Origin of the sequence: Citrobacter rodentium NBRC 105723 = DSM 16636, from assembly GCF_021278985.1 — a bacterium.
In the GTDB taxonomy this organism is placed as follows: Bacteria; Pseudomonadota; Gammaproteobacteria; order Enterobacterales; family Enterobacteriaceae; genus Citrobacter_A; species Citrobacter_A rodentium.
In genome coordinates this window covers 2,138,848-2,163,948 of sequence record NZ_CP082833.1, presented here as the reverse complement: position 1 = coordinate 2,163,948, position 25,101 = coordinate 2,138,848, and the positions used below count along the sequence as shown (strand labels likewise).

Below are 25,101 nucleotides of genomic sequence, written 5' to 3'. Positions count from 1 at the left end.
CTGTTGATCTTATTTTAATCGCAGTCCGCAAAGTCGATGGCGACCATTTCTGTTGCAGTTGTTCAAAAAATTACCGCATCAGGCGTAGCAGGTTTAACTTTTTGATTCAGCTGGAATCGCCTCTGCAGTGGCGGCATCTTGTCTGTTATCAGGCAGTTTGACGCGTATCAACCTGTCATAAAAAACCAGGATCAGCGTATTTCCCTGCCAGTTAAAAGCCATGTTTTTTAACCCGCAGTAGCGAAGTCGACGCAATGATGCAATTTTTGTCGCGCTGGCAACATCCCAGATATCCGCGGTTATTCCTGAACCCGCTAGTTTTCCACAACCTGCCTGAGCATAAAAGCGTCCATGAGCGGAACGGGCGGTTGCATCGATACTATCAGCATTATTAAGCTCTGCGCTAAAGCGCCATTTGCCGCTGAGGCTATCAATAAAATAGGTCCCCATTCGCCAGGCATTCATGTCATGTTGAAGCGGTGATTGATGTTGATAATGCAGCGCTATCCAGTGGGCTTCACTGGAGCCCAGCGGATATGGCGTATGTCGGGTAATGTTATCGGCAGATAAATCGATGCGGCGGCTTCCGATATCGGCTGGCGAGCGGAAAGGAACCGTATACGAAAGTTCAGCTCTACCGGTTTCTGAATTAAGTTTTACTAACCCATTGCTGTCTTCAAGCCAAAAATAGCCTGGGGTTGAAATCAGAACCGGTTGAATGGAGTTTCCGCTGGCGAAATGGTTACGGCAAGTTCTGAACAGGCTATTTTCTGGCGGAGATATACGCGGATCGATACGGCGAAAAATCAAACATCCTTTCCCTTCGTCGCTATAGTCGGTAGAAAAGGTAATGGGATTCCCGTTCGCATCACTGAACCATGATGTCACGCCAGTTTCTTCATTTAAAGCCAGCGTAGCTATTTTTCTGGTGGGGATATTCAGTTCAAACCACTGGCCCGGAGACGTATTGAACCAGGCCTTCTCTCCCTGATGGACCAACGTTAAACCGGACAGACTTTTCCCTTGCCAAAGTTGGGTGGCATGCTGCGGATTTCCGGGCCCGGTGATATAGAGTTCCGAAACGTAATTTTGCTGTTGGCGATCGTAGCGTTGCGTGGCGAATAATGAATTGCCGTCAGGAAGTTCCTTGTATTCCTTAATTTCCCGGGAGTCATCCGTATCAGAAAGGAGATCTTTAAGTGTTATTGTCACCATGCTTATGGTGTCTGATGACGTTGTTTCACCAGGCTGACGTTCAGGCGCAGTTTCCGCTAACGGTGCTTTTTTAACCCATGCCATGACCTCTGAAGCAAGTTCGCTTTGTAGATTATTTTCCTTCAGGTAGGTGGTAATGGGTTTAATACTCTCCTCCAGTACGAACTTGTCAGAGAGATAGCTCTGTAATGGCCTGAGGCCCGGCCCGAGAAGATTGAAGTTTTTCCAGTAGTCGATTCTGTTCTCTATTGCCTTTAGATACGAATAGTTGGGATTAGGCGATAAAACACATGTTGTTAAGAACAACGCAACTTTTGGCTCGCCAAAAACAGCGCTGGCATCCATTATTTTCAGATAAGTGGTACGTTTAGTGTCACCTACAGAGTATGTTTTACGTGCCTCTGTAAACGATATTTCTTTTTGTAGTTCAGGCTGTTTAATTAATTCCTGCGGCGTCAACCATAACAAATGCTGTGAAATAGCCCGATTTGTTTTGTGTTCAACTTCTTTGGGCGTGATATAGCCAGCCTGCTGGGCTTGCCATAATTTCGGCGTGATAAATTTTTCAGCCAGGCTGGCGGCCACTTCCGGTCTGTGTGATAGCAGGGCCTGCCCCCAGTCCTCTTCCAGGTAAGCGACAGGCATTGACGCTGACCGAAGACTAAAATTTTCTTGTTTAAGTAAGTCCGACAGCTTCGGCGCCAGCGTATTCCAGTCGGCGGCGATCGCCAGCGTCATTTTATCTGCCGCAATCCGTTTTTTGCCATCCAGCCAGACCAGAATGTTGGTATCGTCCAGGGGCGCTCCCGGCGAACTTGTCAGCCCCCGCTCTGCGGGCGATTCCCATTGCCACCGGGTAAAAACCGGCGCAGGATTATAGTCAGTATAGGGTGAGGGTAAACAGCTTTCAGGGCGCGGCGGGCTCTCTGTGCCAGTGTGAATGACATACCAGGCCATCAGGCCTGTGAAAATAAACGCCAGCCCATATTTTTTGCTAAGCATCCTTTGCTCCAGGTCAGATATTCCATTTTATCTCCCTGAATACTAAGTGTTCATCCCGGCAAAAACCATCTAATAACAACCACAAGATGGAATCCTCTCTTCTCGCCGGGGGATGAGCAGCGACAGCGCGCAGGCGATTGTTTGCAAATCGCCTTGAGTTTCCCGCCTGACACCAGTATTATGACGCGTCATTTTTCAGCCGACCTTTAACACGTTCCTTGCCTCCCCGGGCCTCGGCTGACCCAGACAGGAGGCTGAATAATCCGTAAGGAGCAATTCGATGCGTCATTACGAAATCGTTTTTATGGTCCATCCTGACCAGAGCGAACAGGTTCCGGGCATGATCGAGCGCTACTCTGCTGCCATCACTGGTGCAGAAGGCAAGATCCACCGTCTGGAAGACTGGGGCCGCCGTCAGCTGGCTTACCCGATCAACAAACTGCACAAAGCACACTACGTTCTGATGAACGTTGAAGCGCCGCAGGAAGTGATCGATGAGCTGGAAACTACCTTCCGCTTCAACGATGCCGTTATCCGTAGCATGGTAATGCGTACCAAGCACGCTGTTACCGAAGCATCTCCGATGGTTAAAGCGAAAGACGAGCGCCGTGAGCGTCGCGATGATTTCGCTAACGAAACCGCAGATGATGCTGAAGCTGGGGATTCTGAAGAGTAATTTCTGATGACCAACCGTCTGGTGTTGTCCGGCATCGTGTGCAGGGCTCCCCTTCGAAAGGTCAGTCCATCAGGAATTCCGCATTGCCAGTTCGTGCTTGAGCATCGTTCTGTGCAAGAGGAAGCCGGGTTTCACCGGCAGGCGTGGTGCCAAATGCCCGTTATTGTTAGCGGACACGAAAACCAGGCCATTACTCACAGTATAACGGTCGGTAGCCGCATAACCATCCAGGGATTTATCTCTTGCCATAAGGCGAGAAATGGCCTGAGTAAAATGGTTCTGCATGCCGAGCAGATTGAATTGATAGATTCTGGAGACTAGCCATATGGCACGTTATTTCCGTCGTCGCAAGTTCTGCCGTTTCACCGCGGAAGGCGTTCAAGAGATCGACTATAAAGATATCGCTACGCTGAAAAACTACATCACCGAAAGCGGTAAGATTGTCCCAAGCCGTATCACCGGTACCCGTGCAAAATACCAGCGTCAGCTGGCTCGCGCTATCAAACGCGCTCGCTACCTGTCCCTGCTGCCGTACACTGATCGCCATCAGTAATCGGTCACGGTCCATTAATACGACTTTGAGAGGATAAGGTAATGCAAGTTATTCTGCTTGATAAAGTAGCAAACCTGGGTAGCCTGGGTGATCAGGTTAACGTTAAAGCGGGCTACGCTCGTAACTTCCTGGTACCACAGGGTAAAGCTGTTCCTGCTACCAAGAAAAACGTTGAATACTTCGAAGCACGTCGCGCTGAACTGGAAGCTAAACTGGCTGACGTTCTGGCTGCTGCCAATGCACGCGCAGAGAAAATCAACGCGCTGGAAACCGTTACTATCGCGTCTAAAGCAGGCGACGAAGGTAAACTGTTCGGTTCCATCGGTACTCGCGACATCGCTGACGCTGTAACTGCAGCAGGCGTTGAAGTGGCTAAGAGTGAAGTTCGTCTGCCGAACGGCGTTCTGCGTACCACCGGTGAGCACGAAGTGAACTTCCAGGTTCACAGCGAAGTATTCGCTAAGCTGACCATTAACGTTGTTGCAGAATAAGTTTTTATTCTGACAGCTTCGTGAAAAACGCCGACCTTGTGTCGGCGTTTTGCTTTTCTGAAGGCGCTCTTTATCCCACTGGCTATTCTTTACCCTTTTCGGGATAATCAATAAAAATAAAACAACATTTCAAACTGGTGAAGAATGGATACCCTGCACCCGCAACCTCTGTTTGCCCGCAAGAACATTGTCTGGCTGAGCGCCGCGTTTTGCTGCCTGCTATGGGGCAGCGCCTACCCGGCGATCAAAAGCGGCTATGAGATCTTTCAGATTGCCGCCGATGATATCCCCTCAAAAATCGTTTTTGCCGGATACCGTTTTCTGTTCGCCGGACTACTGCTGTTACTGCTGGCGATGGCCCAGCGTAAACCGATTGGTCGGCTTACTTCGCGTCAGTTTGGGCAACTGACGCTGCTGGGGCTGACGCAGACCTCTTTACAGTACATCTTCTTTTACGTGGGGCTGGCTTTCACCACCGGCGTGAAAGGCTCGATCATGAATGCTACCGGCACCTTCTTTAGCGTGCTGCTGGCGCACTTTATTTATCAGAATGACAAACTCAGCTACAACAAAGCGTTGGGCTGTATCCTCGGTTTTGCCGGCGTGATGGTGGTCAATTTCAGCAACGGGCTGGACTTCAGTTTCAGCCTGGCGGGCGACGGCTCGGTGGTGCTGGCGGCCTTTATCCTTTCCGCCGCCACGCTTTATGGCAAGCGAATTTCGCAGACCGTCGACCCGACGGTGATGACGGGCTACCAGTTAGGAACTGGCGGCCTGGCGCTGGTTGTTGGCGGTTATGCCTGCGGCGGCACGCTTACCGTTCACGGTTTTTCATCCGTGGCGATCCTCGGCTATCTGACGCTGCTCTCTTCGGTGGCGTTTGCCCTGTGGAGTATTTTGCTCAAATACAACCGCGTGGGCATGATCGCGCCGTTTAACTTCCTGATCCCGGTCTCCGGCGCGCTGCTGTCGGCGATTTTCCTCGGCGAAAATATCCTTGAGTGGAAGTACGCGATTGCGCTGGTGCTGGTCTGCTCGGGGATATGGTGGGTTAACAAGGTGAATAAAACGCAGGCTGTCTGACGGCGCTGCGCCTGTCGACTGGCCGGAGGATCTCGCCCCCGGCATTCTTCGTCAACGTACCCGAATAAAACTGCCGTCCGGCTGACGCGTAAACAGCACCTGTTGATTGTTGCCGGTATCGATAGTCAATCCGGTGACGACGCCGTTGGCGTTCTGGCGAACCTGAACCATTTGCCCCTCCTGCAGGTTGCTCAACGGTTTACCTGCGCCTTCAACCTGGGCCATCGCATAGACGTCCGTTGGCGGCAGACCGTGGTCGCGGAACAGCTGCGCCAGGGTTTTGCCGGAGCCTACGCGATAAGAACGCCACTGCTGGTCAATGCCGCTGTCAGGCTGGAAAGGCTGAACCTGCGACTGAGGCTGCTCTTCCGGTTCGCTTTCCTGAACGGGTTCCGGCGAGACAGGAGCGACCTGGTCCGGATCGTTCTGCGGCGCGACGAGCTGCGGCTGAGACGGGGCGCTGCCCGGCGGCTGAGACTGCGACTGGATGTCCAGCTGCGCGTCGCGGCTTGCCGCTGGCGTCACGCTATGGTCATCTGAGGGAAGCAGGAAACCGACCACCAGTACTATCGCCGCAATGATGATGCCGCGGCGGTGCCCCGGCGGAAGCGGGTCCATGAGGCGAAAATTGTCCGGTGCGTGCCAGATTTTCGCCAGGGTTGATTTTAGTTCAAAGCGCCCGGGCATGGCTTTCCTCCTGCTCCGCGTCTCGTTCCTCAATCATAGAGTATAGACAGCTAACGCTATGATGTTCGTGATATTACCCGTTTTGCCACATTGATACGGGGTTTGCCTATTGTTTCTTTTTCCCTGTGATTTGTCATCCTCCCGGCGACAACATTTTACCGGAAGGGACGTGGCTGTTATGCTGCCCGCTACTTTAAATCCGATGAAAGGAAATACGATGGCAACCCCGACTTTTGACACTATCGAAGCGCAGGCAAGTTACGGCATTGGCTTGCAGGTAGGGCAGCAGCTGAGCGAATCCGGTCTGCAAGGGCTGCTGCCGGAAGCGCTGGTGGCTGGCATTGCCGATGCGCTGGAAGGCAAACAGCCTGCCGTTCCGGTTGATGTGGTGCACCGCGCGCTGCGTGAGATTCATGAGCGGGCCGACGCCGTTCGTCGTGAACGCTTCCAGGCGATGGCTGCGGAAGGCGTAAAATACCTCGAAGAAAACCGTGAGAAAGAGGGCGTAAACAGCACCGAGTCCGGCCTGCAGTTCCGCGTACTGACCCAGGGTGAAGGTCCGATTCCGGCGCGCACCGACCGCGTTCGCGTACACTATACCGGTAAGCTGATCGACGGCACCGTGTTTGACAGCTCCGTTGCGCGCGGCGAACCGGCTGAATTCCCGGTTAACGGCGTGATCGCTGGCTGGATTGAAGCGCTGACCCTGATGCCGGTTGGTTCGAAATGGGAGCTGACCATTCCTCAGGAGCTGGCCTACGGTGAGCGTGGCGCCGGCGCTTCCATTCCGCCGTTCAGCACCTTGGTATTCGAGGTTGAGCTGCTGGAAATCCTCTAAGCAGAGACTTCTGTTCCCTTCTGAAAAGAGGGGAACAGAAAATACGCAATAAAAACGTTTATTCTGCTTCTTATAGAGTTTTATCTTGCATATGAGTTCGTTGCGTGTATTTTTGTGAGCTAATTCGCGTTAACAGAGTGATATGACACTCACTTTAAACATTTAATTAACATTATATTTAATTCATAGTATTCATCCCACCGATTCTTACCTAATATCGATGAGTCCTGACAACAGGATCGTCGTATCATAGAAACACAACAGACGCATTAAAGGCCGCAGAGCCTGCACAACACAGACAGGTACAGGAAGAATAAAACATGGTAGATCAGGTAAAAGTCGCTGCCGACGAACAGGCGTCGACTGAACAGTCGCTACGGCGCAATCTTACAAACCGGCATATTCAGCTTATTGCGATTGGCGGCGCCATCGGCACGGGGCTGTTTATGGGCTCAGGTAAAACCATTAGCCTCGCCGGTCCGTCGATCATTTTTGTCTATATGATCATTGGCTTCATGCTCTTTTTCGTGATGCGCGCAATGGGCGAATTGCTGCTCTCGAATCTGGAATATAAATCGTTCAGCGATTTCGCTTCGGATCTGTTGGGTCCGTGGGCTGGCTATTTTACCGGCTGGACCTACTGGTTCTGCTGGGTGGTCACCGGAATGGCGGACGTGGTGGCGATTACCGCCTATGCCCAGTTCTGGTTCCCCGGCCTTTCCGACTGGGTCGCCTCGCTGGCGGTGGTTATTCTGCTGCTGAGCCTGAACCTCGCCACTGTAAAAATGTTCGGTGAGATGGAGTTCTGGTTCGCGATGATCAAAATCGTCGCCATCGTCGCGCTGATTGTCGTGGGCCTGGTGATGATCGCCATGCACTTTAAATCACCGACCGGCGTAGAGGCCTCCTTCGCACACCTGTGGAATGACGGCGGCTGGTTCCCGAAAGGCATCAGCGGCTTCTTCGCGGGCTTCCAGATTGCGGTGTTCGCGTTTGTCGGTATCGAACTGGTTGGGACGACGGCGGCGGAAACTAAGGATCCGGAAAAATCGCTGCCGCGGGCGATCAACTCTATTCCGATCCGTATCATTATGTTCTACGTTTTCGCGCTGATCGTCATTATGTCGGTGACGCCGTGGAGCTCCGTGGTGCCGGATAAGAGCCCGTTCGTTGAGCTGTTTGTGCTGGTAGGCTTGCCTGCCGCGGCCAGCGTGATCAACTTCGTGGTGCTGACTTCTGCGGCATCATCGGCAAACAGCGGCGTGTTCTCAACCAGCCGTATGCTGTTCGGTCTGGCGCAGGAAGGGGTGGCGCCGAAAGCGTTCGCCAAACTCTCTAAGCGCGCAGTTCCGGCGAAAGGGCTGACCTTCTCCTGTATTTGCCTGCTGGGTGGGGTGGTGATGCTGTACGTGAACCCAAGCGTGATCGGCGCGTTCACCATGATCACCACGGTGTCGGCGATCCTGTTTATGTTCGTCTGGACCATCATCCTGTGTTCGTATCTGGTATATCGCAAACAGCGTCCGCAACTGCATGAGAAGTCGAACTACAAGATGCCGCTCGGTAAGCTGATGTGCTGGGTGTGCATGGCGTTTTTTGTGTTTGTCATCGTGCTGCTGACGCTGGAGGATGATACCCGTCAGGCGCTGATCGTCACGCCGCTGTGGTTTATCGCGCTGGGGCTGGGCTGGCTGTTTATCGGTAAGAAACGCATGGCGGGAATGCGTTAAGCGTTTTGACCATTAACGGCCACGGACCGTAGGCCGGATAAGGCGAAGCCGCCATCCGGCGATAGCGTAATGCCCGGTGGCGCTGTCGCTTACCGGGCCCACGGACCGTAGGCCGGATAAGGCGTAAGCCGCCATCCGGCGATAGCGTAATGCCCGGTGGCGCTGCCGCTTACCGGAACCACGGACCGTAGGCCGGATAAGGCGTAAGCCGCCATCCGGCAACCGCTTACTCTCCGGCTAACGCGCGCGGGAACAGGACGTTATTTTCCAGACTGATGTGTTCCATCAGGTCATCAATCATCGCGTTAATTCCGTTGTACATCGCTTTCCAGGTGGTGCACGCTTCCGGTGGAATGGTCACGTTATGGGTGGTGTGCTTGATCACCTCCAGCAGTTCGCCCGCCTCATCATGCTCGCTTTCCATCACGCTGATAGGACCCATCGCCTGGCTGCCCATGCCCTGTTTGATCATCGGGAACAGGATCTGCTCCTCTTTCATCATATGGCTCGAAAGCTCCTGATGCAGCATGGTCAGGTATTTCGCCAGACCTTTCGGTACGTTTGGCTTGTCGGCGTGAACGCGTTCAACTTTGCTGGCCTGCAGGATCAGCTCCGGGAGCTGCTCGCGGTGTCTGTCGTGATAGCGCACGATAATATGGTCGATAATTTCCGCCAGCGGCGCGGTACGCCAGTCTTTTTCAATCGGCTGTTCAGCCAGTTGGGCAAGCTGCGCTTCAATAGCCTCAACATCCAGTTCCTTACGGGCAGCAGCGCGCGCCAGCGTCTGCTTACCGCCGCAGCAGTAATCCATATCGTACTTACGAAACAGTGCCGAAGCGCGAGGAATAGAGAGCGCCAGTTCACCCAAAGGTTGATCGCGATAAGCCATAGCCGTTACCTCATTCTCAATAATATAAGATGTATATTAAATACATCTTTAAGGGGAAGCTATAACCCTTTCGGGGAAGAGGTATTTGTGATGAACATCACAAAAAAATAGTTTCGGCTTTAACGTACTGAAAGCTATTGGAAAGTACGTAACCCGGCCAGAGCAATTCTCAACGGGGATTAAACAACTCGCCATCACTGCCGATACCAACACCTCAGACAATACCTGCAAAATAAAAGGCAAAAAATGTATAAACGAATCAAAGTCATAACCTTATTGATTGTGGTGCTTATTGCGCTGGGGGCGATGCAGCTTCTCTCGGCTGGCGTGTTTATTACCGCGCTAAAAAATGACAAACAAAATTTCACGGTATCGCAGCTTTCCAGCCAGAACGTGGCGGAATTGACCGATGCGTGGATAAGCCTGAATCAGGCGCGCGTCACGTTGAACCGCGGGATGCTGCGTCTGCAGGGTAATATGGCGGGTCAGATTAATGGCGGTCAGCTCAACGAGCTGGTGCAAACCACCGATGCGCTGCTGGCGGAAGCGAAAAACCATTACGACAAATACTATGCCCTGCCGGAAACGCCGGGGCTGGAAGAACACCTGGCGGACCGACTGGAAGAGCAGTACGGCATCTACTCCGCGACGCTGGCGAAAATGAACGTCTTACTCGCCGAAGGTAAACTGGAGGAGATGTTTCAGCAGAACGCGGAACAGAAGCAGAAGGCTATGCAGAGCGTCTATCGGGAGTGGCGCGCCGCCCAGACGGAACTGGCGAATGCCGGGATTCAGGACAACGAAAAAGATTACCAGCGCATCCTGTGGATTCTGTCGTTTATTCTGCTGGCGGTGATGGCGGTGATTACGATCAGCTGGATGGCGATGCAGCGTGTGCTGCTGAAACCGCTGCATGAGGTGATGGACCATATTCGCCATATCGCCTCCGGCGATCTCACGCATGTTATTCAGGCCGACGGCAGTAACGAGATGGCGCTGCTGGCGCGCAATCTGCATGAGATGCAACAGTCGCTGGCGAACACCGTCAGCGTGGTGCGCGATGGCGCAGATACCATATATACCGGCGCGGGCGAGATTTCCGCCGGCAGTAACGATCTCTCTTCCCGTACCGAGCAGCAGGCGGCCTCGCTGGAGGAAACCGCAGCCAGTATGGAGCAACTTACCGCAACCGTCAGGCAGAATGCGGATAATGCCCGACAGGCGACGCAGCTGGCTATTAACGCCTCCGGTACGGCGCAGAAAGGCGGGGAAGTGGTGGAAGATGTGGTGCGCACAATGAATGATATTGCCGCCAGTTCCAGCAAGATCGCGCAGATTACCAGCGTTATCGACGGTATTGCCTTCCAGACCAATATACTGGCGCTTAACGCGGCGGTGGAAGCGGCGCGCGCAGGCGAGCAGGGGCGCGGCTTCGCGGTGGTTGCCGGGGAAGTGCGGACGCTGGCGAGCCGGAGCGCCCAGGCGGCAAAAGAGATCAAAGCGCTGATTGATGATTCCGGCGAGCGGGTCAGCGCCGGTTCCGCGCTGGTGCACGAGGCGGGAGAAACGATGAGCGAGATTGTCAGCGCGGTGACGCGCGTGACCGATATCATGGGCGAGATTGCTTCTGCCTCTGATGAACAGAGCCGGGGGATCGACCAGGTCGGACAGGCGGTGGCAGAGATGGATCGTGTGACCCAGCAGAACGCCGCGCTGGTGGAGGAGTCGGCTTCCGCCGCCGCCGCGCTGGAAGAGCAGGCCGCGCGGCTGAACCAGACGGTGGCGATATTTAAAGTCTAAGCGACTGCTGGAAGCGCCATCCGGCGCGTTCAGGTCTGGGAAAGCGGAACTGCGCCCGATTTTTGCGGCTTCGCTTTAACGGCGCTCACCACGCCGATAACCAGCAGCATAATACCGCTTAACGTCAGCAGCGGCGGAATCTCCTGGCGCAGGATAAAGGTATACAGCAGGCCCGCCAGCGTCTCGAAAACGATCAGCGGGCCGAGAATGACCGTCGGCAGGCGCTGGCTGGCGACGTTCCAGCACAGCGCGCCGACCCATGAGCAGAGCACCGCAATGGCCACCATCAGGCCGATAAAGACCGCGGGGCGCGGGCCGAACGGCAGTGCGAAGGTCGGCGTCTGTCCCTGCAGCCAGAAACAGGCGGCTACGTATCCCAACAGCGACACGGGCAGCGTCACCAGCGCCTGCGCTGTCGCCCACATCATCGGATGTTTATCCGGATTCTCCCGCAGCCAGCGGGCGTTACGTAGCGCATACCATGCCCAGCAAACCACCGAAATCAGCGCCAGCGCGATGCCTGAACCATAGCGCCAGGCGCTGAAATCAGGCTGCTCCTGATTCAGTTCCGCAATATTGACGCACAGTAAACCGATGCCGATCAGCGCCAGCGCCGGGGCCAGGCGTCGCCAGGCGATCCTGCCGTCGCGATGGCTGTAAAGCAGATTGGCGAACACCGGGATCACCACCGGCAGCGTGCCGATGATCATTGTTGATACCGGCGCGCCGGTGCGCTGGATCGCGCTTGCGAGGCAGAGGTAATAAATCAGGTTGCCCATCATGGTCAGCGCCAGCGCCGTCAGCCAGTCTTTCGCCGCCAGCTGGCGAAGGCGTGCGCGCCCCAGCCACGCGAGCGGCAGGGCGATCAGGCCCAGCGCCAGATAGCGTCCCATCGATTGCAGTACCGCCGGGTACTCCGGCACGATCAACGGCCCGACAAAGATCAGTCCCCACATCAGCCCTGCCAGCAGGGCATATAACAGGCCGCTAATCATTATTGATGTCCACATCGGGTCACAGGGTGAAGCGTCAGAAGGAGCTATCTTTTTGCTCCCCGCACGCATCCTTTTGCCATTATCGGAAAGGATGCGTGGGGATGCCAGTAAAATTTAACTATTTTTTAACACTTGCAGAAGGGCGCTGACGCTCTCAGCCAGCGTGGTGGTTGGCCGACCGGTTAGTTTGCTCAGCGTGCGGCTGTCGTCAAACAGACCGCCCTCAGACGCGCCGACGTCAGAATCGGCCAGCATATCCGCCAGGCCAGCAGGCAGGCCGACGTTTTTCAGCGCCGCGGCGAAATCCGCTTTGCTCAGATTCTGATAAACCACCTTTTTTCCGCTCTGGCGGCTCAGTTCGGCGGCCAGCTGGCTCAGCGTCCAGGCGTCATCACCCGCCAGCTCATACACCTTCCCGGCATGGCCTTCAGTGCTGATGACATGTACGGCCGCCGCTGCATAGTCGGCGCGCGTCGCGGCGGCAATTTTGCCTTCTCCCGCCGCGCCGATAAACACGCCGTGTTCCAGCGCGGCAGGGGCGCTCGCCAGGTAATTTTCGCTATACCAGCCGTTACGCAGCAGGGCATAGGGTATCGCGGATTCGGCCAGCATCTTCTCGGTTGCAACATGTTCAACGTGCAGGCCGAGCGGGGAGCGGTCTGCATGAAGCAGGCTGGTGTAGGCGATAAACTGCACGCCAGCGGCCTTTGCCGCGTTAATCACGTTGCGGTGCTGGGCTGCCCGTTGTCCGACTTCGCTGGAGGAGATCAGCAGCAGTTTTTCCACTCCCTGTAGCGCCGTGGTGAACGCCGCCTCATCACCGTAGTCTGCCTGACGCACCGTTATCCCCTGCTGGCTCAGCGCCGTTGCCTTCGCCGGGTTACGCACAATCGCCACAATCTGGCGGGCGGGGACAGTGTGCAGCAGGCTTTCAATAACGTGCTGGCCCAGTTGACCAGTTGCGCCGGTAATCGCAATCATCAGATCTCTCCTTACGTGTTCGTTGTGTTTCACTACGCTAACATCTAAACTAACTTTTAGTAAGTACATACAAAAAGGTAAGTATGAGATGACCACGCCAACGCTTTCTCAGCAGCTTCGCGCCGGTAACCTGTTCGCCGGGGAGTGTCCGTCACGGGATGTGCTTAAACATGTCACCAGCCGCTGGGGCGTATTGATTCTGGTTGCGCTGCGCGACGGTACGCACCGCTTCAGCGACCTGCGGCGCAAAATGGACGGCGTCAGCGAGAAGATGCTGGCGCAGTCGCTACAGGCGCTGGAACAGGATGGGTTTATTAATCGGGTGTCATATCCGGTGGTGCCGCCGCACGTGGAGTACAGCCTGACGCCGTCTGGCGAGCAGGTGAGCGAGAAGGTCGCCGCGCTGGCCGACTGGATTGAGCTGAATTTACCGCAGGTGCTGGCGCAACGGAAAGAGCGTGCGGCGTGACGGATAAGCGTTAGCCGCTATCCGCCAGCCGCACAACCATTACTGGCTTAAATCTATCTGGTAAATCGCAAACCCGATGTCATCGGTGGCGACCTTGCTCATCGGATACTGCGCCTTCTCTTTTATAAACGCGGCGGCTTTATCGGACGGTGACGTTTCAAAGCGAATATCGAGTTTGCCGCTGCTGTGAATCGGCGCCAGACGCCAGTTATTATCCGCCGCCGGGTGGATCTCTCCGCCCTGTTTCGACCCGGCGCTAATCCACGCCGCCAGCACTGAGCGGTTCTCGTCCGGCGCGGCGAAGGCGATATGGCTGTCGCCGGTGCCGGCGAACTTGCCGCCATAGGCGCGATAGTTGTTGGTGGCGACCAGGAACTGCGCCTGTGGATCGATCGGCCTGCCGTTGAAGGTCAGATTTTTAATCCGTTCGGCCTTCGGGTTGACCATCTGGCATTCACCGTCGTAACGGGCGGGCTGAGAGACGTCAATCTGATAGTCGACGCCGTCAATCACGTCGAAGTTGTAAGTACGGAAGCCGTCCCAGTTAATCAGCGACTGCGGCTGGTTGCTGTTGACGTCAATCTGGTTAAACTGTCCGGCAGAACACTCCAGCCACTCTTTTACCTCTTTACCGCTGGTTTTCACCACCACCAGCGTGTTGGGATAAAGGTACAGGTCCGCGGCGTTGCGGAAGGTCAGCTGGCCTTTTTCAACTTCGACAAAGCTGGCCGGATCGTTCTTGCGACCGCCCACTTTAAACGGCGCGGCGGCGGAAAGCACCGGCAGCTTCGCCAGGTCCGGATCGCCCTGAATAAAGCGCTCCACATACGCCTTCTGCGCGTTGTTCACCACCTGTACGGTCGGATCGTCCTGCACCAGCGCCAGATAGCTGTACATGTTGTCGGCGGATTTGCCGATGGGTTTGCTGACAAATTCGCGGGTGGCGTCATGGTCGCTTTTCAGGATATCCACCAGCGTCTTATCTTCCGCGGCGAGCGATTTTTTCGCCGCCGTGTCGTAAATCGGGCGCGCTTCAGCTTTCGCCTGCATCACCTGCCATTTACCGCTGTCATTATTGAGGACCAGATCGACCACCCCGAGGTGATCGCCCCATATGCCCGGCATGACCGCCGGTACGCCGTTGAGGGTGCCTTTATCAATATCCGCGCCTTTGATTGCGGCGAAGTCTTTGCCCGGAAAGACCGCGTGCGCGTGACCAAACATAATGGCGTCAACGCCCGGCACTTCGCTGAGATAATAGACTGAGTTCTCCGCCATGCTCTGGTACGGATCGGCGGAAAGACCCGAGTGGGCGATAACCACCACCACATCCGCGCCTTTCTCACGCATCTCTGGCACATACTGGCGCGCGGTTGCGGTGATGTCATTCACCGTGACTTTGCCGCTCAGGTTGGCTTTATCCCAGGTCATGATCTGCGGCGGCACAAAGCCGATATAGCCAATCTTCAGCGTTTGCCTGTTCCCTTCTTTATCAACGACGTCAGTCTCTTTGATCAGATAAGGGGTAAACAGCGGTTTCCCGGTCTTAACATCCATGATATTGGCGTTAACGTAGGGGAACCTGGCCCCAGCCAGCGCCTTATGCAGGTAATCCAGACCGTAGTTAAACTCATGGTTGCCGAGGTTGCCGACCGCGTAGTCCAGCGTGTTCAGCGCCTTATAAACCGGATGAATATCGCCTTCCTTCAGACCCTTTGCCGCCATATAGTCGCCCAGCGGGCTGCCCTGAATCAGATCGCCATTATCGACCAGCACGCTGTTTTTCACTTCGCCGCGCGCGGCGTTAATTAACGTTGCGGTGCGTACCAGTCCGAATTTTTCTGTTGCGGTATCTTTGTAATAGTCGAAATCCATCATATTACTATGTAAATCAGTGGTTTCCATAATTCGGAGATCGACAGTCGCGGCATTTACGCTGGCCGCGATCAGCGTGGCCAGAAGCGTTACACTAAACTTAATCATCAGGGGGCATCCTTTTAAGACTCAGGCCACAAAAGAAAATGTATATAGATTTTCTTTCTTACAGAAATGTGAATCATGCCATGAAAAGCGCGGCTAAAAACGCAGACGCTATCACAGTTGGCGGATCCTGCCGCGATAGGGTATAAGTAAAACAACGAGTTAACACCACTGCACTCAACGAGGTGGAGAATGTTAGAACAAGTCTGTCAGCTTGCACGGAACGCGGGCGATGCCATTATGCAGGTTTATGATGGAGCGAAACCGATGGAGATCGCCAGTAAGCTGGATGATTCTCCCGTCACCGCAGCGGACATTGCTGCTCATGCCGTTATCGTCGAAGGGTTGAAAACGCTGACTCCGGATATACCGATTCTGTCGGAAGAAGATCCGCCGGCCTGGGCTGTGCGTCAGCACTGGCAGCGCTACTGGCTGGTGGACCCGCTGGACGGCACCAAAGAGTTTATCAAGCGTAACGGCGAATTCACCGTCAATATCGCGCTGATTGATAAAGGCAAGCCGGTACTCGGCGTGGTCTACGCGCCGGTGATGAAAGTGATGTACAGCGCCGCCGAAGGCAAAGCCTGGAAAGAAGAGTGCGGCGTGCGTAAACCCATTCAGGTGCGTGACGCCCGCCCGCCGCTGGTGGTGATTAGCCGTTCGCATGCGGATAACGAACTGAAAGAGTATCTGCAGCAGCTGGGCGAACACCAGACTACCGCCATTGGCTCCTCGCTGAAGTTTTGTCTGGTGGCGGAAGGCCAGGCCCAGCTTTACCCGCGCTTCGGGCCGACCAGCATCTGGGATACCGCCGCAGGTCATGCGGTTGCCGCCGCCGCCGGGGCGCACGTTCACGACTGGCAGGGGAAAACGCTGGACTATACGCCGCGTGAATCGTTCCTTAACCCCGGCTTCCGCGTCTCTATTTACTGAGTAATTTATGCAGCAGGGCGATAACCTGCTGCACCTCTTCCTGCGTTAGCGCGCCGTCTTTCGCCCACTGTACTCGCCCGTCTTTATCGAGAACCACAACCGCCGAGCTTTCTTCTTCCAGTTGCCAGGCTTTGCGCGCCACGCCGTTGCTGTCGACGATAATCTGCGACCACGGATAGAGCTTCTTATTGCTCTCCAGACTACTGCGCACGAACATGCCGGAACCCGGAATCGCGTCATCGGTATTGACGATGGTGGTGGTCTGGTAGAGGTCGTGAGGCAGTTTTGCCGTTTTAATCGCCTCGATCAGCACCGCGTTCTTCTCCTTTGCCGAAGAGTGCCCGGCGAGGTGCTGGAGGATACGCACTTTTCCCGGCAGCTGGGCGCTGTTCCAGCGCTGATAGCTGAAATTATCGTTGTTCAGCATCAGTTCGCCGCGATCGGCGATGCCGACCGGCGGCACGCGCTGGTTGGTTTCGAAGCGATGGGCGGAGGCGAGCATCGGTACTAACAGGCACGCCAGCGCCAGTATGTTACGTAGGGTCATAGTCATTCCTTCTTTTTGTTTTGCAGGTGATCCGACCACTTGGGTCCAGCTTTCAATCATATGTGCGAATGGTGCTTTTTCCCGTAAACCTGATGTCAGATTGCGGACGGGCGCACAAATCGAGGGAAAAACGCGGGCTTATACTGGGGTTATCACCAGCAATCAGAGACGATTCTGATTAACTGTAATGAAAAGGTAAATAAACTTATACGCGCTGGAAACATCGTACGGATAGTCTATAGTCAAATGGCATTAAAATTTGCGCCTTAGAACTGTTGGGCCGATTGTGGCACCGCAAGGGCGACTCTTATAGCAGGAGACAACAATGAAAATTTTCCAACGGTACAACCCACTTCAGGTGGCGAAGTACGTGAAGATCCTGTTCCGTGGACGGTTATATATCAAGGACGTTGGCGCTTTTGAGTTTGATAAGGGTAAGATTCTTATCCCAAAAGTGAGGGACAAACAGCACTTGTCTGTGATGTCCGAAGTTAACCGTCAGGTTTTGCGTCTGCAAACAGAGATGGCTTAACCGAAGTGCTATGCAGTAGTTTTGAGTAGTAAGTCAAACGGCTCCCGACGGGAGCCGTTGGTGTTTCTGGGGTCAGGAGGCTTTGGTTTCTTCTTTTGCGTCCGGCAGCTTCGGCGCCAGAACGTTGGGCTTGCTGTTCAGACGGGTAACCAGCAGCTGATCGATACGGTAGTTATCGATATCCACCACTTCGAATTTGTAGCCGGAGAACTTCACCGAGTCGGTGCGTTTCGGGATTTTACGCAGCATGAACATCATAAAGCCGCCGATGGTTTCGTAGTTGCCGGACTGCGGGAACTCGTCTATATCCAGCACGCGCATCACGTCGTCAATAGGCGTTCCGCCGTCGATCAGCCAGGAGTTCTCATCGCGCGCCACAATCTGCTCTTCCAGACCCTGGCCGACCAGGTCGCCCATCAGGGTAGTCATGACATCATTGAGAGTGATGATCCCGACCACCAGCGCGTATTCGTTCATGATCACCGCAAAATCTTCCCCGGCGGTTTTGAAACTTTCCAGCGCTTCAGAGAGGGTAAGGGTGTCGGGAACGATCAGGGTATTGCGAATCTGCACGCCGCTGTTCAGCGCCATGCTTTGGTTCGCCAGTACCCGGTTAAGCAGGTCTTTTGAATCCACGTAGCCGATGATGTGGTCAATATCTTCGTTACACACCAGAAACTTCGAGTGCGGATGCTCCGCCACTTTGGTTTTCAGGCTCTGTTCGTCTTCGTGCAGATCGAACCAGATCACGCTTTCACGCGGCGTCATCGATGACGGCACGGTACGGGACTCCAGTTCAAACACATTTTCAATCAGCTCATGCTCCTGCTTACGCAGTACGCCAGCGAGCGCGCCCGCCTCCACCACAGCGTAGATATCATCCGACGTGATGTCATCTTTACGCACCATCGGCAGCTTGAAGATGCGGAAGATAACGTTCGCTAACCCATTGAAGAACCATACCAGCGGTGTGAAAACTAACAGACAGAAGCGCATCGGGTTGATGATGCGCAAAGCCACAATTTCTGGCGCAATCATACCGATGCGTTTCGGGGTTAAGTCCGCGAAGAGAATGAACATGCCGGTAACCAGCGAGAAAGAGAGAATAAAGCTCAACTGCTCGGAGAGTTCCGCAGGCATATAGCGTGAAAACAGCGCGTGAAACACCGGTGAAAAGGCGGCATCGCCGACGATACCGCCAAGAATGGCGACAGCGTTCAGGCCAATTTGCACCACGGTAAAGAACATGCCGGGGTTTTCCTGCATCTTCAGTACGCGCTGGGCATTGAGATTGCCTTCATCAGCCATCAGCTTCAGTTTGATTTTACGTGAGGCGGCAAGCGAGATCTCGGATATTGAGAAGAACGCACTCACAGCGATCAGGCAAAAAATAATAAAAATACTATCTAACATATCTTATCCGACCGTAGAGGCCAGATCCTCGGAAGGGAAGTTGATAAATCCACGTGGTAAAGCACAATGAAAACCGGCTCGTAGCGGTGAGCCGCTTAGTTCAGAGGTAGTATAGCGTAAGCGACAGTAACGCCGCCAGCGGGTTAATTTTCAGCGATAATCGTGCGTTCTTCTCCCTTCGCGCCCGGCGCGGCGTCCCACACTTCGTTATATTCATAGCCGGTCAGCGCTTTTATGACGTAGCGGGTTTCTTCGTCGCAGTCCGCGCTGTTGCCGCCCAGCTTGCGGCGGGCAACCTCTTTGATCAGGATCTTGTGCGTTTTCTGCGTCAGTTTAAACCGGAAGGTGGTATAGAAGCTGACGGCGAGCAGCGCTGCGGTCGCGAATACCATCAGGCCGATAATGGCGTGCAGGGCGCTGCTGGGCTGCACGCCGCCGCCTTTCACAAAGCCGCTCTCTTCCAGCACCACGCCTATCAGCATAATCGCCAGCGCGACGGTGCTTTTGCGGGTTAGCACCATCACTCCGGCAAAAATCCCTTCCCGACGCTGACGGGTGACAATTTCATCGACATCGGGAATAAAGCTGTAGATATTCCACGGAATGTAATACAGCCCCGCTTTCGCCAGGCCGAACAGCACAAAGATGGCTGAAAAGAGCAGCGCAGGAACCTGTATATCGCCCAGATAAACCACAAACAGAAAGGCCAGCACAAGGAAAATACTGCTGTAAGAGAGCCGCAGCGCGCCGGAAGGGGTCATGTTCAGCTTGTTCATCAGCATCATAAAGCCGAACGTTCCCGGAATAGAGACAAACGCCGCGATACTTAACAGGCCTGAAACCGCCGCCGCATCCTGTTTTAAGCCATAGACCACATAATACGTAAATACCGAGCCAAAAACGTCCATCGCGGTAAATGAGCAAATATAGATCAGAATATGCTGGCGAAAGATACGAATTTTAAAAGAGGAAAAGAGATCGATGACCAGATATTTTAAATGATTAAATAACCCTGCGCTCCGCTGGGTCGGTGGGGTGAATTCATACTCTTCCCGCACATCTTTCGCTTCCCAGGTTGTCGCCCAGGTAGTAAATACGGCAATAAAATAGATAACTGAAAAGACAATGCCGGTCAGCGTCCACGTAAAAGAGTTATCTTTGCCGGTGAACTGCATAATAATGCCCGGTACGGACACCGCTAAAAAACCGCCCAGCGAGGAGCACATCATGCGCACTCCGGCTAAACGCGTCCGCTCGCTGAAGCGGTTGGTCATCTCGGCGGCCAGCGTCTCCCAGGGAACCAGCACCATCGCCGACAGCAGTTCGATAGACAGATAGGTGCCCAGGTAATACCAGTAACCCATATCGGTTACCCATACCAGCGCATAAAGAAACATCAGCGGCGCGCTGATTAATAAAAAGAAACGTCGACGGCCAAATTTACGCCCCAGCCAGGTATTACCGAAATTATCCGTGATATATCCCATCACCGGGCTTAATATGGCATCGATAATACGGGCGATGGCAAATATCGACCCCGCTTCCAGTACCGATAGTCCACAATAGGTGGTGTAAAAAAATAACAGCCAGGTGCCAATAACTGCGAATGCACCGCCGCCAAATAAATCGGTTACGCCATAGCCAATCGCTACGCCGTAACCTACTCTCCGTTCAGTAGGTTTCGCCATATCATTATTCCTGTAGGGTACTTTTATTGCCGGAGGGCGGCGTCACGCTCTCCGGCATGGGGTGAATACGCTGCGGTTTTATTCCTCCATGTGGATCCATTGACGTAATTGCGACGATCGATAAATAGCATCGACAATCTGCAATGATTTAGCGGCTTCATGAATGTCGCACACCTTCCCGGCGGCGGGATGGCGCACGGCGTCATAGAACAGACGGATGGCTTCCCGGTGCCCGACGCCCCAGTAGCTTTTGCCGCTGCCGTCCGGGGCGGCGTCGCTCGCCAGCCTGCGCCGCGCGCCATCATGCAGCAGCCACAGCTCGCTGCCTTCAAGCAGCAGCGTGCCTTTTTCTCCGTCTATTTCCAGCTGCAGCGGAGAGTTAGCGGTGTGGCAATTGCTGGCGTAAAACAGACCGCGCGCGCCGTTGCCGAAGGCGAAGGTCGCCATCGCGCTGTCTTCGCCGTCAATCTCTTCGGCAAGCCAGCTGCTGTCGACCACGCCCTTCACCCGCGTCACTCCCTCGCCGAACCACTGCAACAGATCGAGGGTGTGAATGGCCTGGTTGATCAGCAGGCAGCCGCCTTCGGTGGCGTACTTGCCGCGCCAGGGGCTGTCACGGTAGTAGCTTCCGCCGCGCGACCAGGTCAGCACCGCCTTCATGGCGCGCATTTTGCCGATCGTCCCTTCCTGTAGCTGCTGTTTGATTGCCAGACTGGTCGGGTTCAGCCTGTTCTGGTAGCAGATCCCCAGCGTTCCCTTCGCCTGGAGAAGAGCGGTGGCAATTTCCGCCACCTCCGGCGCGCGCATTACCGCCGGTTTCTCGCAAAAAACCTCTTTTCCTGCCGCCAGCGCGGCAAGGATCATCGGCTTATGCAGATAGTGCGGCGTGCAGATGTGCACCACGTCGATAGCCTCATCCCTCAGCATCTCGCGATAGTCATGGTAAAAATGGCAGCCGTATTCCGCCGCTATCTGCTGCCCTTTGTTGATATCGCTCTCCGCGATTGCCCGCAGCGTCACGCCGGGCAGCTGCCGCAGCGCCGCAACGTGCGTGGTATGAATGGCGCCGCAGCCAATGATGGCGGCATTCAGTGTTTTCATATGCACTCCGTCATCCGCGCGCATTCGCCAGCATCTGCGCCTTAACGCACAGTTCGGCGGCCTTAAAGGCGTGAGCCTGGGTCATGGCGTTTTCGCTCCGGTGGAGGCAGTCAAGGATTAGCTCGCCAAAGTACGGAAAGCCGACTTTTCCCGCCACGGGGTAGCGAAATTCCCCCTCTTTATTGACCAGATAGACCACGTCCTGCTCGCCGCGGGTAATATCGGCATATTTACGGATTTCGATGTAGCCCTCGGTGCCGAGCAGAGTTAAACGTCCGTCGCCCCAGGTGGAGAGGCCGTCCGGCGTGAACCAGTCGCAGCGGAAATAGCCCGTCGCGCCGTTATCGCCCGCCAGCATCGCCTCGCCGAAATCTTCAAACTGCGGATACTGCGGGTGGTTTACGTTGCGCACCTGGCTGGCGACAATTCGCGCGTCGCTGTTGCCGGTGTAGAAGAGAAACTGCTCGATCTGGTGGCTGCCAATGTCGCAGAGAATGCCGCCGAAGTAGCGCCGCTCGTAGAACCACTCCGGGCGACCGCTGCCTTCCCGGTGCGGGCCGGTGCCGAGCGTCTGGATGACCTGGCCTATCGCTCCCTGTTTGACTAATTCGCCTGCAAAGACGGCGCTTTCGACGTGCAGGCGCTCGCTGTAGTACACCGCGTATTTACGCCCGGTTTTCGCCACCATCGCTTTGGCGTCTTCAAGCTGTTCGAGCGTGGTCAGCGGCGCTTTATCGGTGAAATAGTCCTTGCCCGCCGCCATTACCTTCAGGCCGAGCGGACAGCGCTGCGACGGAATTGCCGCCCCGGCGACCAGCCGCACCGAGGCATCGTCAAGAATGCGCTCCAGCGAGTCAGCGACCTGCGCCTGGGGATACTGTTTTAAGAAGGCCTCGACCTTCGCCGGATCGGGGTCGTATACCCACTTCAGCGTCGCGCCTGCTTCCGTCAGTCCGTTGCACATGCCGTAAATATGACCGTGATCGAGCGCGGCGGCGGCAATGATAAATTCGCCGGGTTTCACCACCGGCTGCGGTTTCCCGGTCGGGGCGTAGTTCATGCCATCTTTCATATTCATACTTCAACTCCTGAATCTAAATCTTTACCCAGAGGGATTGCGCCCACTTCGGTGAAATTGCTCACGGAGGCGGATTTCTCGTAAAAATGCGGGGCTTTCTCCAGCAGGCCGCCGGTACGATAAAAGGCATCGTCACGCTGAACCGGCAGCGTGACGACCGAGCGGGTAATCGCCGATTTATAGATCGCGGTGATGAGCTCCAGCGAACGCTTGCCCTGTTCGCCGTCGACCAGCGGCGCGGTTTGCTGTTCAATGGCGGTTAACACGTTCTCAATCTGCCCGGTATGCAACGTCCATTGCAGGGGCGGGGTGGCTTTAAACAGCGCGTTCAGGCTCTCTTCCAGCGCCAGGTTATTCTCCGGCTGCGGAAAGCCGTTATCGGCGGACTGGCTGGCAAAGGCTTTCCACGGCGCGGAGATCCGCGCTTTCTCGCCCTGTATTACGATCTTCTGGTCTTCGCCATGATGGACCACCGAGGCGGTAAGCTGGGTCAGCGCGCCGCCGGGGTATTTGAAAATCGCCGCGCTGAGATCTTCGACTTCCGCGTTGTCGTGGGCGACGTTAGTCATCATCGCCACCACTTCGTCGGGAAAGCCGAGCAGCCACTGAATCGCGTCGATATGGTGCACCGCATGATTCAGCGTGCAGCCGCCGCCCTCTTTTTCCTAGGTGCCGCGCCACCACAGATCGTAGTAGCAGTGTCCGCGCCACCAGAAGGAGTCGACCTGGGCGTGACAAATCTTGCCCGCCAGCCCGGAATCCACCGCCGCTTTTAAGCGCCAGAACGCGTCGGTGAAGCGATTTTGCGCAATAATGGAGAGCGTTTTTCCGCTGACCTGCCGGGCGGCAATCATCGCGTCGCACTCCTCCAGCGACGCCGCCATCGGTTTTTCGCACAGCACGTGCCTGCCGCTGTTCAGCGCATCAATACTGATTTCCGCATGGACGTAGGGCGGCGTACACACATCCACCAGGTCAATAGGCAGATCCGCCGCCAGCATCGCCGTATGGCTGGCGAACACCTGCGCGTCTGTCAGTCCATAGCGCGCTTTTTTCTCCTCGGCTTTTTCCGGGTAGATATCCACCAGCGCGACGATCCGACAACGCTCAGGAAAGGCGAGGTAGCCCTGAATATGGTTATGGGAGATATTCCCCGTTCCGACAATCGCAACGTTCAGCATCTTTTCTCCTTGTGATTACCAGCTACCTGAAGCGTCCAGCGTGCGGCTGACCACGTTTTTCTCGACCGAGGAGGCAATGCGCTCCTGCAACAGCTGGTAGTAACGCTGTTCATCAAAAGGCAGCGTGACCCAGTCGTCCGTCCAGGTGGAAAGGTGCATGGCGTTAGAGAGCGTCAGCCCGTGGATACCTTCGACGCCGGGAGCGATAAGCGGCTCGCCGTGCAGGATGGCGGCGGTGAAATTGCGGGTGATCACATAGTGCTCGCTGCATTCCGGCGCGGTGGGAATGCTGACTTCCCAACACTCCGGCTCGCCGAAGCCGTTTTGCCAGCGGGCGTTAAATTCGGTTTCAGATTCGCGCAGCCGCCAGAAGCGCAGGCGACCCTCTTCCACCACCACTTTGCCGCGATCGCCGACAATCTCCAGCCGGTTGGTGCCCGGCGCTTCTGCGGTGGTGGTGATGAACACGCCGGTCGCGCCGTTGGCGTATTCCGCATAGGCGGTGACCTCGTTTTCAACCTCTATCTGACGATGTTTGCCGAACTGGCAAAAGGCGCGCATCCGCACCGGCATCCCCACCAGCCACTGCCAGAGATCGAGCTGATGCGGGTCCTGATTGAGCAGCACGCCGCCGCCTTCGCCTTTCCAGGTGGCGCGCCAGCCGCCGGAGTTGTAATAGCTCTGCGAGCGATACCAGTTGGTAATGATCCAGTTGGAGCGGCGCAGTTCGCCCAGTTCGCCGCTGTCGATCAGATCTTTCACCTTCTGATAAAGCGGATTCGGGCGCTGGTTATACATCATGCTGAAGACCACGTCGCACTCACGGGCGCAGGCGTTCATCTCCTGTACCTGGGCGGTATAGACCCCGGCGGGCTTCTCGCACAGGGTGTGGATACCAAGGCGCATCGCCATCATCGACAGCGCTGGGTGGTCGTAATGCGGCGTGGCGACAATCACCGCGTCGATCAGCCCGCTTTCCAGCATCTCGCTGGCGTCGCTAAAAAGGGGAATCGACTCGCCGGTTAACTGGCGAATGGCCGCGTGTTTTTCGGGATTGTTGTCGCAGACGGCGGCCAGGCAGGCCTCATTAACCGTCCCGGCCAGCAGATAACGGGCGTGGACAGTGCCAATATTGCCGACGCCGATAATGCCAAAACGTACTTTTTTCATGTCATGCCTTAATCAGAATCGATGAGGGATAAGCGGAACATAGGAAACGCATGGAATAGCGACAACGGG

General features: G+C 55.3%; 23 protein-coding genes and 1 pseudogene. 11 read left to right on the top strand and 13 right to left on the bottom strand.

The genetic code is table 11. From position 1 onward, the window contains the following. Positions 1-93 precede the first annotated feature (93 nt). Positions 94-2,217 carry a hypothetical protein gene (locus K7R23_RS10225; RefSeq protein ID WP_024132886.1) on the bottom strand — a complete coding sequence of 708 codons (2,124 nt, stop codon included), beginning with the start codon at positions 2,215-2,217 and terminating at the stop codon, positions 94-96. A 280-nt stretch (positions 2,218-2,497) separates the two neighbouring features. Between K7R23_RS10225 and rpsF the strand changes: the two genes are divergently transcribed. The 5 genes from rpsF (at position 2,498) to K7R23_RS10200 (ending at position 5,020) form a co-directional block, all read left to right on the top strand. Beyond that, positions 2,498-2,893, top strand: coding sequence for a 30S ribosomal protein S6 (rpsF, locus tag K7R23_RS10220; protein ID WP_001216673.1), 396 nt, complete (start codon positions 2,498-2,500; stop codon positions 2,891-2,893). Between the two features lie 6 nt (positions 2,894-2,899). Then, positions 2,900-3,214, top strand: a complete 315-nt coding sequence (gene priB, locus K7R23_RS10215; RefSeq protein WP_012907346.1) for a primosomal replication protein N — start codon at positions 2,900-2,902, stop codon at positions 3,212-3,214. 4 nt (positions 3,215-3,218) lie between these two features. After that, the gene (gene rpsR / locus K7R23_RS10210) at positions 3,219-3,446 is read left to right on the top strand and encodes a 30S ribosomal protein S18 (protein ID WP_000135199.1); all 228 of its coding nucleotides are present in this window, start codon (positions 3,219-3,221) and stop codon (positions 3,444-3,446) included. A gap of 41 nt (positions 3,447-3,487) precedes the next feature. After that, a complete protein-coding gene (gene rplI / locus K7R23_RS10205) occupies positions 3,488-3,937 on the top strand; it encodes a 50S ribosomal protein L9 (protein WP_012907347.1) in 450 nt (149 codons plus the stop codon). Positions 3,938-4,081: 144 nt separating this feature from the next. Beyond that, on the top strand, positions 4,082-5,020 hold the full coding sequence (locus K7R23_RS10200; RefSeq protein WP_012907348.1) for a DMT family transporter: 939 nt from the start codon (positions 4,082-4,084) through the stop codon (positions 5,018-5,020). Between the two features lie 51 nt (positions 5,021-5,071). Here the strand turns inward: K7R23_RS10200 and K7R23_RS10195 are convergent, their stop codons facing one another. After that, a complete protein-coding gene (locus K7R23_RS10195; RefSeq protein WP_012907349.1) occupies positions 5,072-5,707 on the bottom strand; it encodes an OapA family protein in 636 nt (211 codons plus the stop codon). Positions 5,708-5,924: 217 nt separating this feature from the next. Here K7R23_RS10195 and fklB point away from each other — a divergent pair, with 217 nt between their 5' ends. Together fklB and cycA are read left to right on the top strand one after the other, a co-directional pair. Then, the gene (gene fklB, locus K7R23_RS10190) at positions 5,925-6,545 is read left to right on the top strand and encodes a BamJ family beta-barrel-assembly machinery protein (RefSeq protein ID WP_012907350.1); all 621 of its coding nucleotides are present in this window, start codon (positions 5,925-5,927) and stop codon (positions 6,543-6,545) included. Between the two features lie 320 nt (positions 6,546-6,865). Further along, positions 6,866-8,275, top strand: coding sequence for a D-serine/D-alanine/glycine transporter (cycA, locus tag K7R23_RS10185; protein ID WP_012907351.1), 1,410 nt, complete (start codon positions 6,866-6,868; stop codon positions 8,273-8,275). A 226-nt stretch (positions 8,276-8,501) separates the two neighbouring features. Here cycA and ytfE read toward each other — a convergent pair whose 3' ends face one another. Continuing rightward, positions 8,502-9,164 carry an iron-sulfur cluster repair protein YtfE gene (gene ytfE, locus K7R23_RS10180; protein ID WP_012907352.1) on the bottom strand — a complete coding sequence of 221 codons (663 nt, stop codon included), beginning with the start codon at positions 9,162-9,164 and terminating at the stop codon, positions 8,502-8,504. Between the two features lie 246 nt (positions 9,165-9,410). On the opposite strand from ytfE, the gene K7R23_RS10175 reads away from it, so the two are divergent. Beyond that, the gene (locus tag K7R23_RS10175) at positions 9,411-10,964 is read left to right on the top strand and encodes a methyl-accepting chemotaxis protein (protein WP_012907353.1); all 1,554 of its coding nucleotides are present in this window, start codon (positions 9,411-9,413) and stop codon (positions 10,962-10,964) included. 29 nt (positions 10,965-10,993) lie between these two features. Here K7R23_RS10175 and K7R23_RS10170 read toward each other — a convergent pair whose 3' ends face one another. Next, positions 10,994-11,959 (bottom strand): DMT family transporter, encoded by a 966-nt coding sequence (locus K7R23_RS10170; RefSeq protein WP_012907354.1) that lies wholly within the window; start codon positions 11,957-11,959, stop codon positions 10,994-10,996. Positions 11,960-12,073: 114 nt separating this feature from the next. Beyond that, positions 12,074-12,940 carry an SDR family oxidoreductase gene (locus K7R23_RS10165; RefSeq protein WP_012907355.1) on the bottom strand — a complete coding sequence of 289 codons (867 nt, stop codon included), beginning with the start codon at positions 12,938-12,940 and terminating at the stop codon, positions 12,074-12,076. Positions 12,941-13,028: 88 nt separating this feature from the next. Here K7R23_RS10165 and K7R23_RS10160 point away from each other — a divergent pair, with 88 nt between their 5' ends. After that, the gene (locus K7R23_RS10160) at positions 13,029-13,409 is read left to right on the top strand and encodes a winged helix-turn-helix transcriptional regulator (RefSeq protein WP_012907356.1); all 381 of its coding nucleotides are present in this window, start codon (positions 13,029-13,031) and stop codon (positions 13,407-13,409) included. A gap of 39 nt (positions 13,410-13,448) precedes the next feature. Here K7R23_RS10160 and K7R23_RS10155 read toward each other — a convergent pair whose 3' ends face one another. After that, a complete protein-coding gene (locus K7R23_RS10155) occupies positions 13,449-15,392 on the bottom strand; it encodes a bifunctional 2',3'-cyclic-nucleotide 2'-phosphodiesterase/3'-nucleotidase (RefSeq protein WP_012907357.1) in 1,944 nt (647 codons plus the stop codon). 189 nt (positions 15,393-15,581) lie between these two features. On the opposite strand from K7R23_RS10155, the gene cysQ reads away from it, so the two are divergent. Beyond that, the gene (gene cysQ, locus K7R23_RS10150) at positions 15,582-16,322 is read left to right on the top strand and encodes a 3'(2'),5'-bisphosphate nucleotidase CysQ (protein WP_012907358.1); all 741 of its coding nucleotides are present in this window, start codon (positions 15,582-15,584) and stop codon (positions 16,320-16,322) included. Here cysQ and K7R23_RS10145 read toward each other — a convergent pair. Then, entirely contained in the window at positions 16,312-16,869 is a 558-nt protein-coding gene (locus K7R23_RS10145; protein ID WP_012907359.1) for a YtfJ family protein, read from the bottom strand. The genes cysQ and K7R23_RS10145 overlap by 11 nt on opposite strands. Before the next feature lie 325 nt (positions 16,870-17,194). On the opposite strand from K7R23_RS10145, the gene K7R23_RS10140 reads away from it, so the two are divergent. Beyond that, positions 17,195-17,401 (top strand): DUF1107 domain-containing protein, encoded by a 207-nt coding sequence (locus K7R23_RS10140; protein WP_012907360.1) that lies wholly within the window; start codon positions 17,195-17,197, stop codon positions 17,399-17,401. Positions 17,402-17,473: 72 nt separating this feature from the next. On the opposite strand, the gene paeA is transcribed toward K7R23_RS10140, so the two are convergent. From paeA to K7R23_RS10110, 6 genes and pseudogenes are all read right to left on the bottom strand, one after another. Beyond that, positions 17,474-18,814, bottom strand: a complete 1,341-nt coding sequence (paeA, locus tag K7R23_RS10135) for a polyamine export protein PaeA (protein WP_012907361.1) — start codon at positions 18,812-18,814, stop codon at positions 17,474-17,476. A 143-nt stretch (positions 18,815-18,957) separates the two neighbouring features. After that, complete coding sequence (locus K7R23_RS10130) at positions 18,958-20,502, bottom strand: MFS transporter (protein ID WP_012907362.1); 1,545 nt, start codon at positions 20,500-20,502, stop codon at positions 18,958-18,960. Positions 20,503-20,580: 78 nt separating this feature from the next. Next, positions 20,581-21,603 carry a Gfo/Idh/MocA family protein gene (locus K7R23_RS10125; RefSeq protein ID WP_012907363.1) on the bottom strand — a complete coding sequence of 341 codons (1,023 nt, stop codon included), beginning with the start codon at positions 21,601-21,603 and terminating at the stop codon, positions 20,581-20,583. Positions 21,604-21,613: 10 nt separating this feature from the next. Then, positions 21,614-22,681 (bottom strand): Gfo/Idh/MocA family protein, encoded by a 1,068-nt coding sequence (locus tag K7R23_RS10120; protein ID WP_012907364.1) that lies wholly within the window; start codon positions 22,679-22,681, stop codon positions 21,614-21,616. Then, a pseudogene (locus tag K7R23_RS10115) lies at positions 22,678-23,862 on the bottom strand (Gfo/Idh/MocA family protein). The gene K7R23_RS10120 and the pseudogene K7R23_RS10115 overlap by 4 nt, the downstream one beginning before the upstream one ends. A gap of 15 nt (positions 23,863-23,877) precedes the next feature. Beyond that, positions 23,878-25,032, bottom strand: a complete 1,155-nt coding sequence (locus K7R23_RS10110; protein WP_012907365.1) for a Gfo/Idh/MocA family protein — start codon at positions 25,030-25,032, stop codon at positions 23,878-23,880. Positions 25,033-25,101 lie beyond the last annotated feature (69 nt).

Coding starts and splice junctions, on each gene's coding strand:
- K7R23_RS10225 (WP_024132886.1), bottom strand. CDS start 2,217: ATGCTTAGCAAAAAATATGGGCTGGCGTTTATTTTCACAGGCCTGATG.
- rpsF (WP_001216673.1), top strand. CDS start 2,498: ATGCGTCATTACGAAATCGTTTTTATGGTCCATCCTGACCAGAGCGAA.
- priB (WP_012907346.1), top strand. CDS start 2,900: ATGACCAACCGTCTGGTGTTGTCCGGCATCGTGTGCAGGGCTCCCCTT.
- rpsR (WP_000135199.1), top strand. CDS start 3,219: ATGGCACGTTATTTCCGTCGTCGCAAGTTCTGCCGTTTCACCGCGGAA.
- rplI (WP_012907347.1), top strand. CDS start 3,488: ATGCAAGTTATTCTGCTTGATAAAGTAGCAAACCTGGGTAGCCTGGGT.
- K7R23_RS10200 (WP_012907348.1), top strand. CDS start 4,082: ATGGATACCCTGCACCCGCAACCTCTGTTTGCCCGCAAGAACATTGTC.
- K7R23_RS10195 (WP_012907349.1), bottom strand. CDS start 5,707: ATGCCCGGGCGCTTTGAACTAAAATCAACCCTGGCGAAAATCTGGCAC.
- fklB (WP_012907350.1), top strand. CDS start 5,925: ATGGCAACCCCGACTTTTGACACTATCGAAGCGCAGGCAAGTTACGGC.
- cycA (WP_012907351.1), top strand. CDS start 6,866: ATGGTAGATCAGGTAAAAGTCGCTGCCGACGAACAGGCGTCGACTGAA.
- ytfE (WP_012907352.1), bottom strand. CDS start 9,164: ATGGCTTATCGCGATCAACCTTTGGGTGAACTGGCGCTCTCTATTCCT.
- K7R23_RS10175 (WP_012907353.1), top strand. CDS start 9,411: ATGTATAAACGAATCAAAGTCATAACCTTATTGATTGTGGTGCTTATT.
- K7R23_RS10170 (WP_012907354.1), bottom strand. CDS start 11,959: ATGATTAGCGGCCTGTTATATGCCCTGCTGGCAGGGCTGATGTGGGGA.
- K7R23_RS10165 (WP_012907355.1), bottom strand. CDS start 12,940: ATGATTGCGATTACCGGCGCAACTGGTCAACTGGGCCAGCACGTTATT.
- K7R23_RS10160 (WP_012907356.1), top strand. CDS start 13,029: ATGACCACGCCAACGCTTTCTCAGCAGCTTCGCGCCGGTAACCTGTTC.
- K7R23_RS10155 (WP_012907357.1), bottom strand. CDS start 15,392: ATGATTAAGTTTAGTGTAACGCTTCTGGCCACGCTGATCGCGGCCAGC.
- cysQ (WP_012907358.1), top strand. CDS start 15,582: ATGTTAGAACAAGTCTGTCAGCTTGCACGGAACGCGGGCGATGCCATT.
- K7R23_RS10145 (WP_012907359.1), bottom strand. CDS start 16,869: ATGACCCTACGTAACATACTGGCGCTGGCGTGCCTGTTAGTACCGATG.
- K7R23_RS10140 (WP_012907360.1), top strand. CDS start 17,195: ATGAAAATTTTCCAACGGTACAACCCACTTCAGGTGGCGAAGTACGTG.
- paeA (WP_012907361.1), bottom strand. CDS start 18,814: ATGTTAGATAGTATTTTTATTATTTTTTGCCTGATCGCTGTGAGTGCG.
- K7R23_RS10130 (WP_012907362.1), bottom strand. CDS start 20,502: ATGGCGAAACCTACTGAACGGAGAGTAGGTTACGGCGTAGCGATTGGC.
- K7R23_RS10125 (WP_012907363.1), bottom strand. CDS start 21,603: ATGAAAACACTGAATGCCGCCATCATTGGCTGCGGCGCCATTCATACC.
- K7R23_RS10120 (WP_012907364.1), bottom strand. CDS start 22,681: ATGAATATGAAAGATGGCATGAACTACGCCCCGACCGGGAAACCGCAG.
- K7R23_RS10110 (WP_012907365.1), bottom strand. CDS start 25,032: ATGAAAAAAGTACGTTTTGGCATTATCGGCGTCGGCAATATTGGCACT.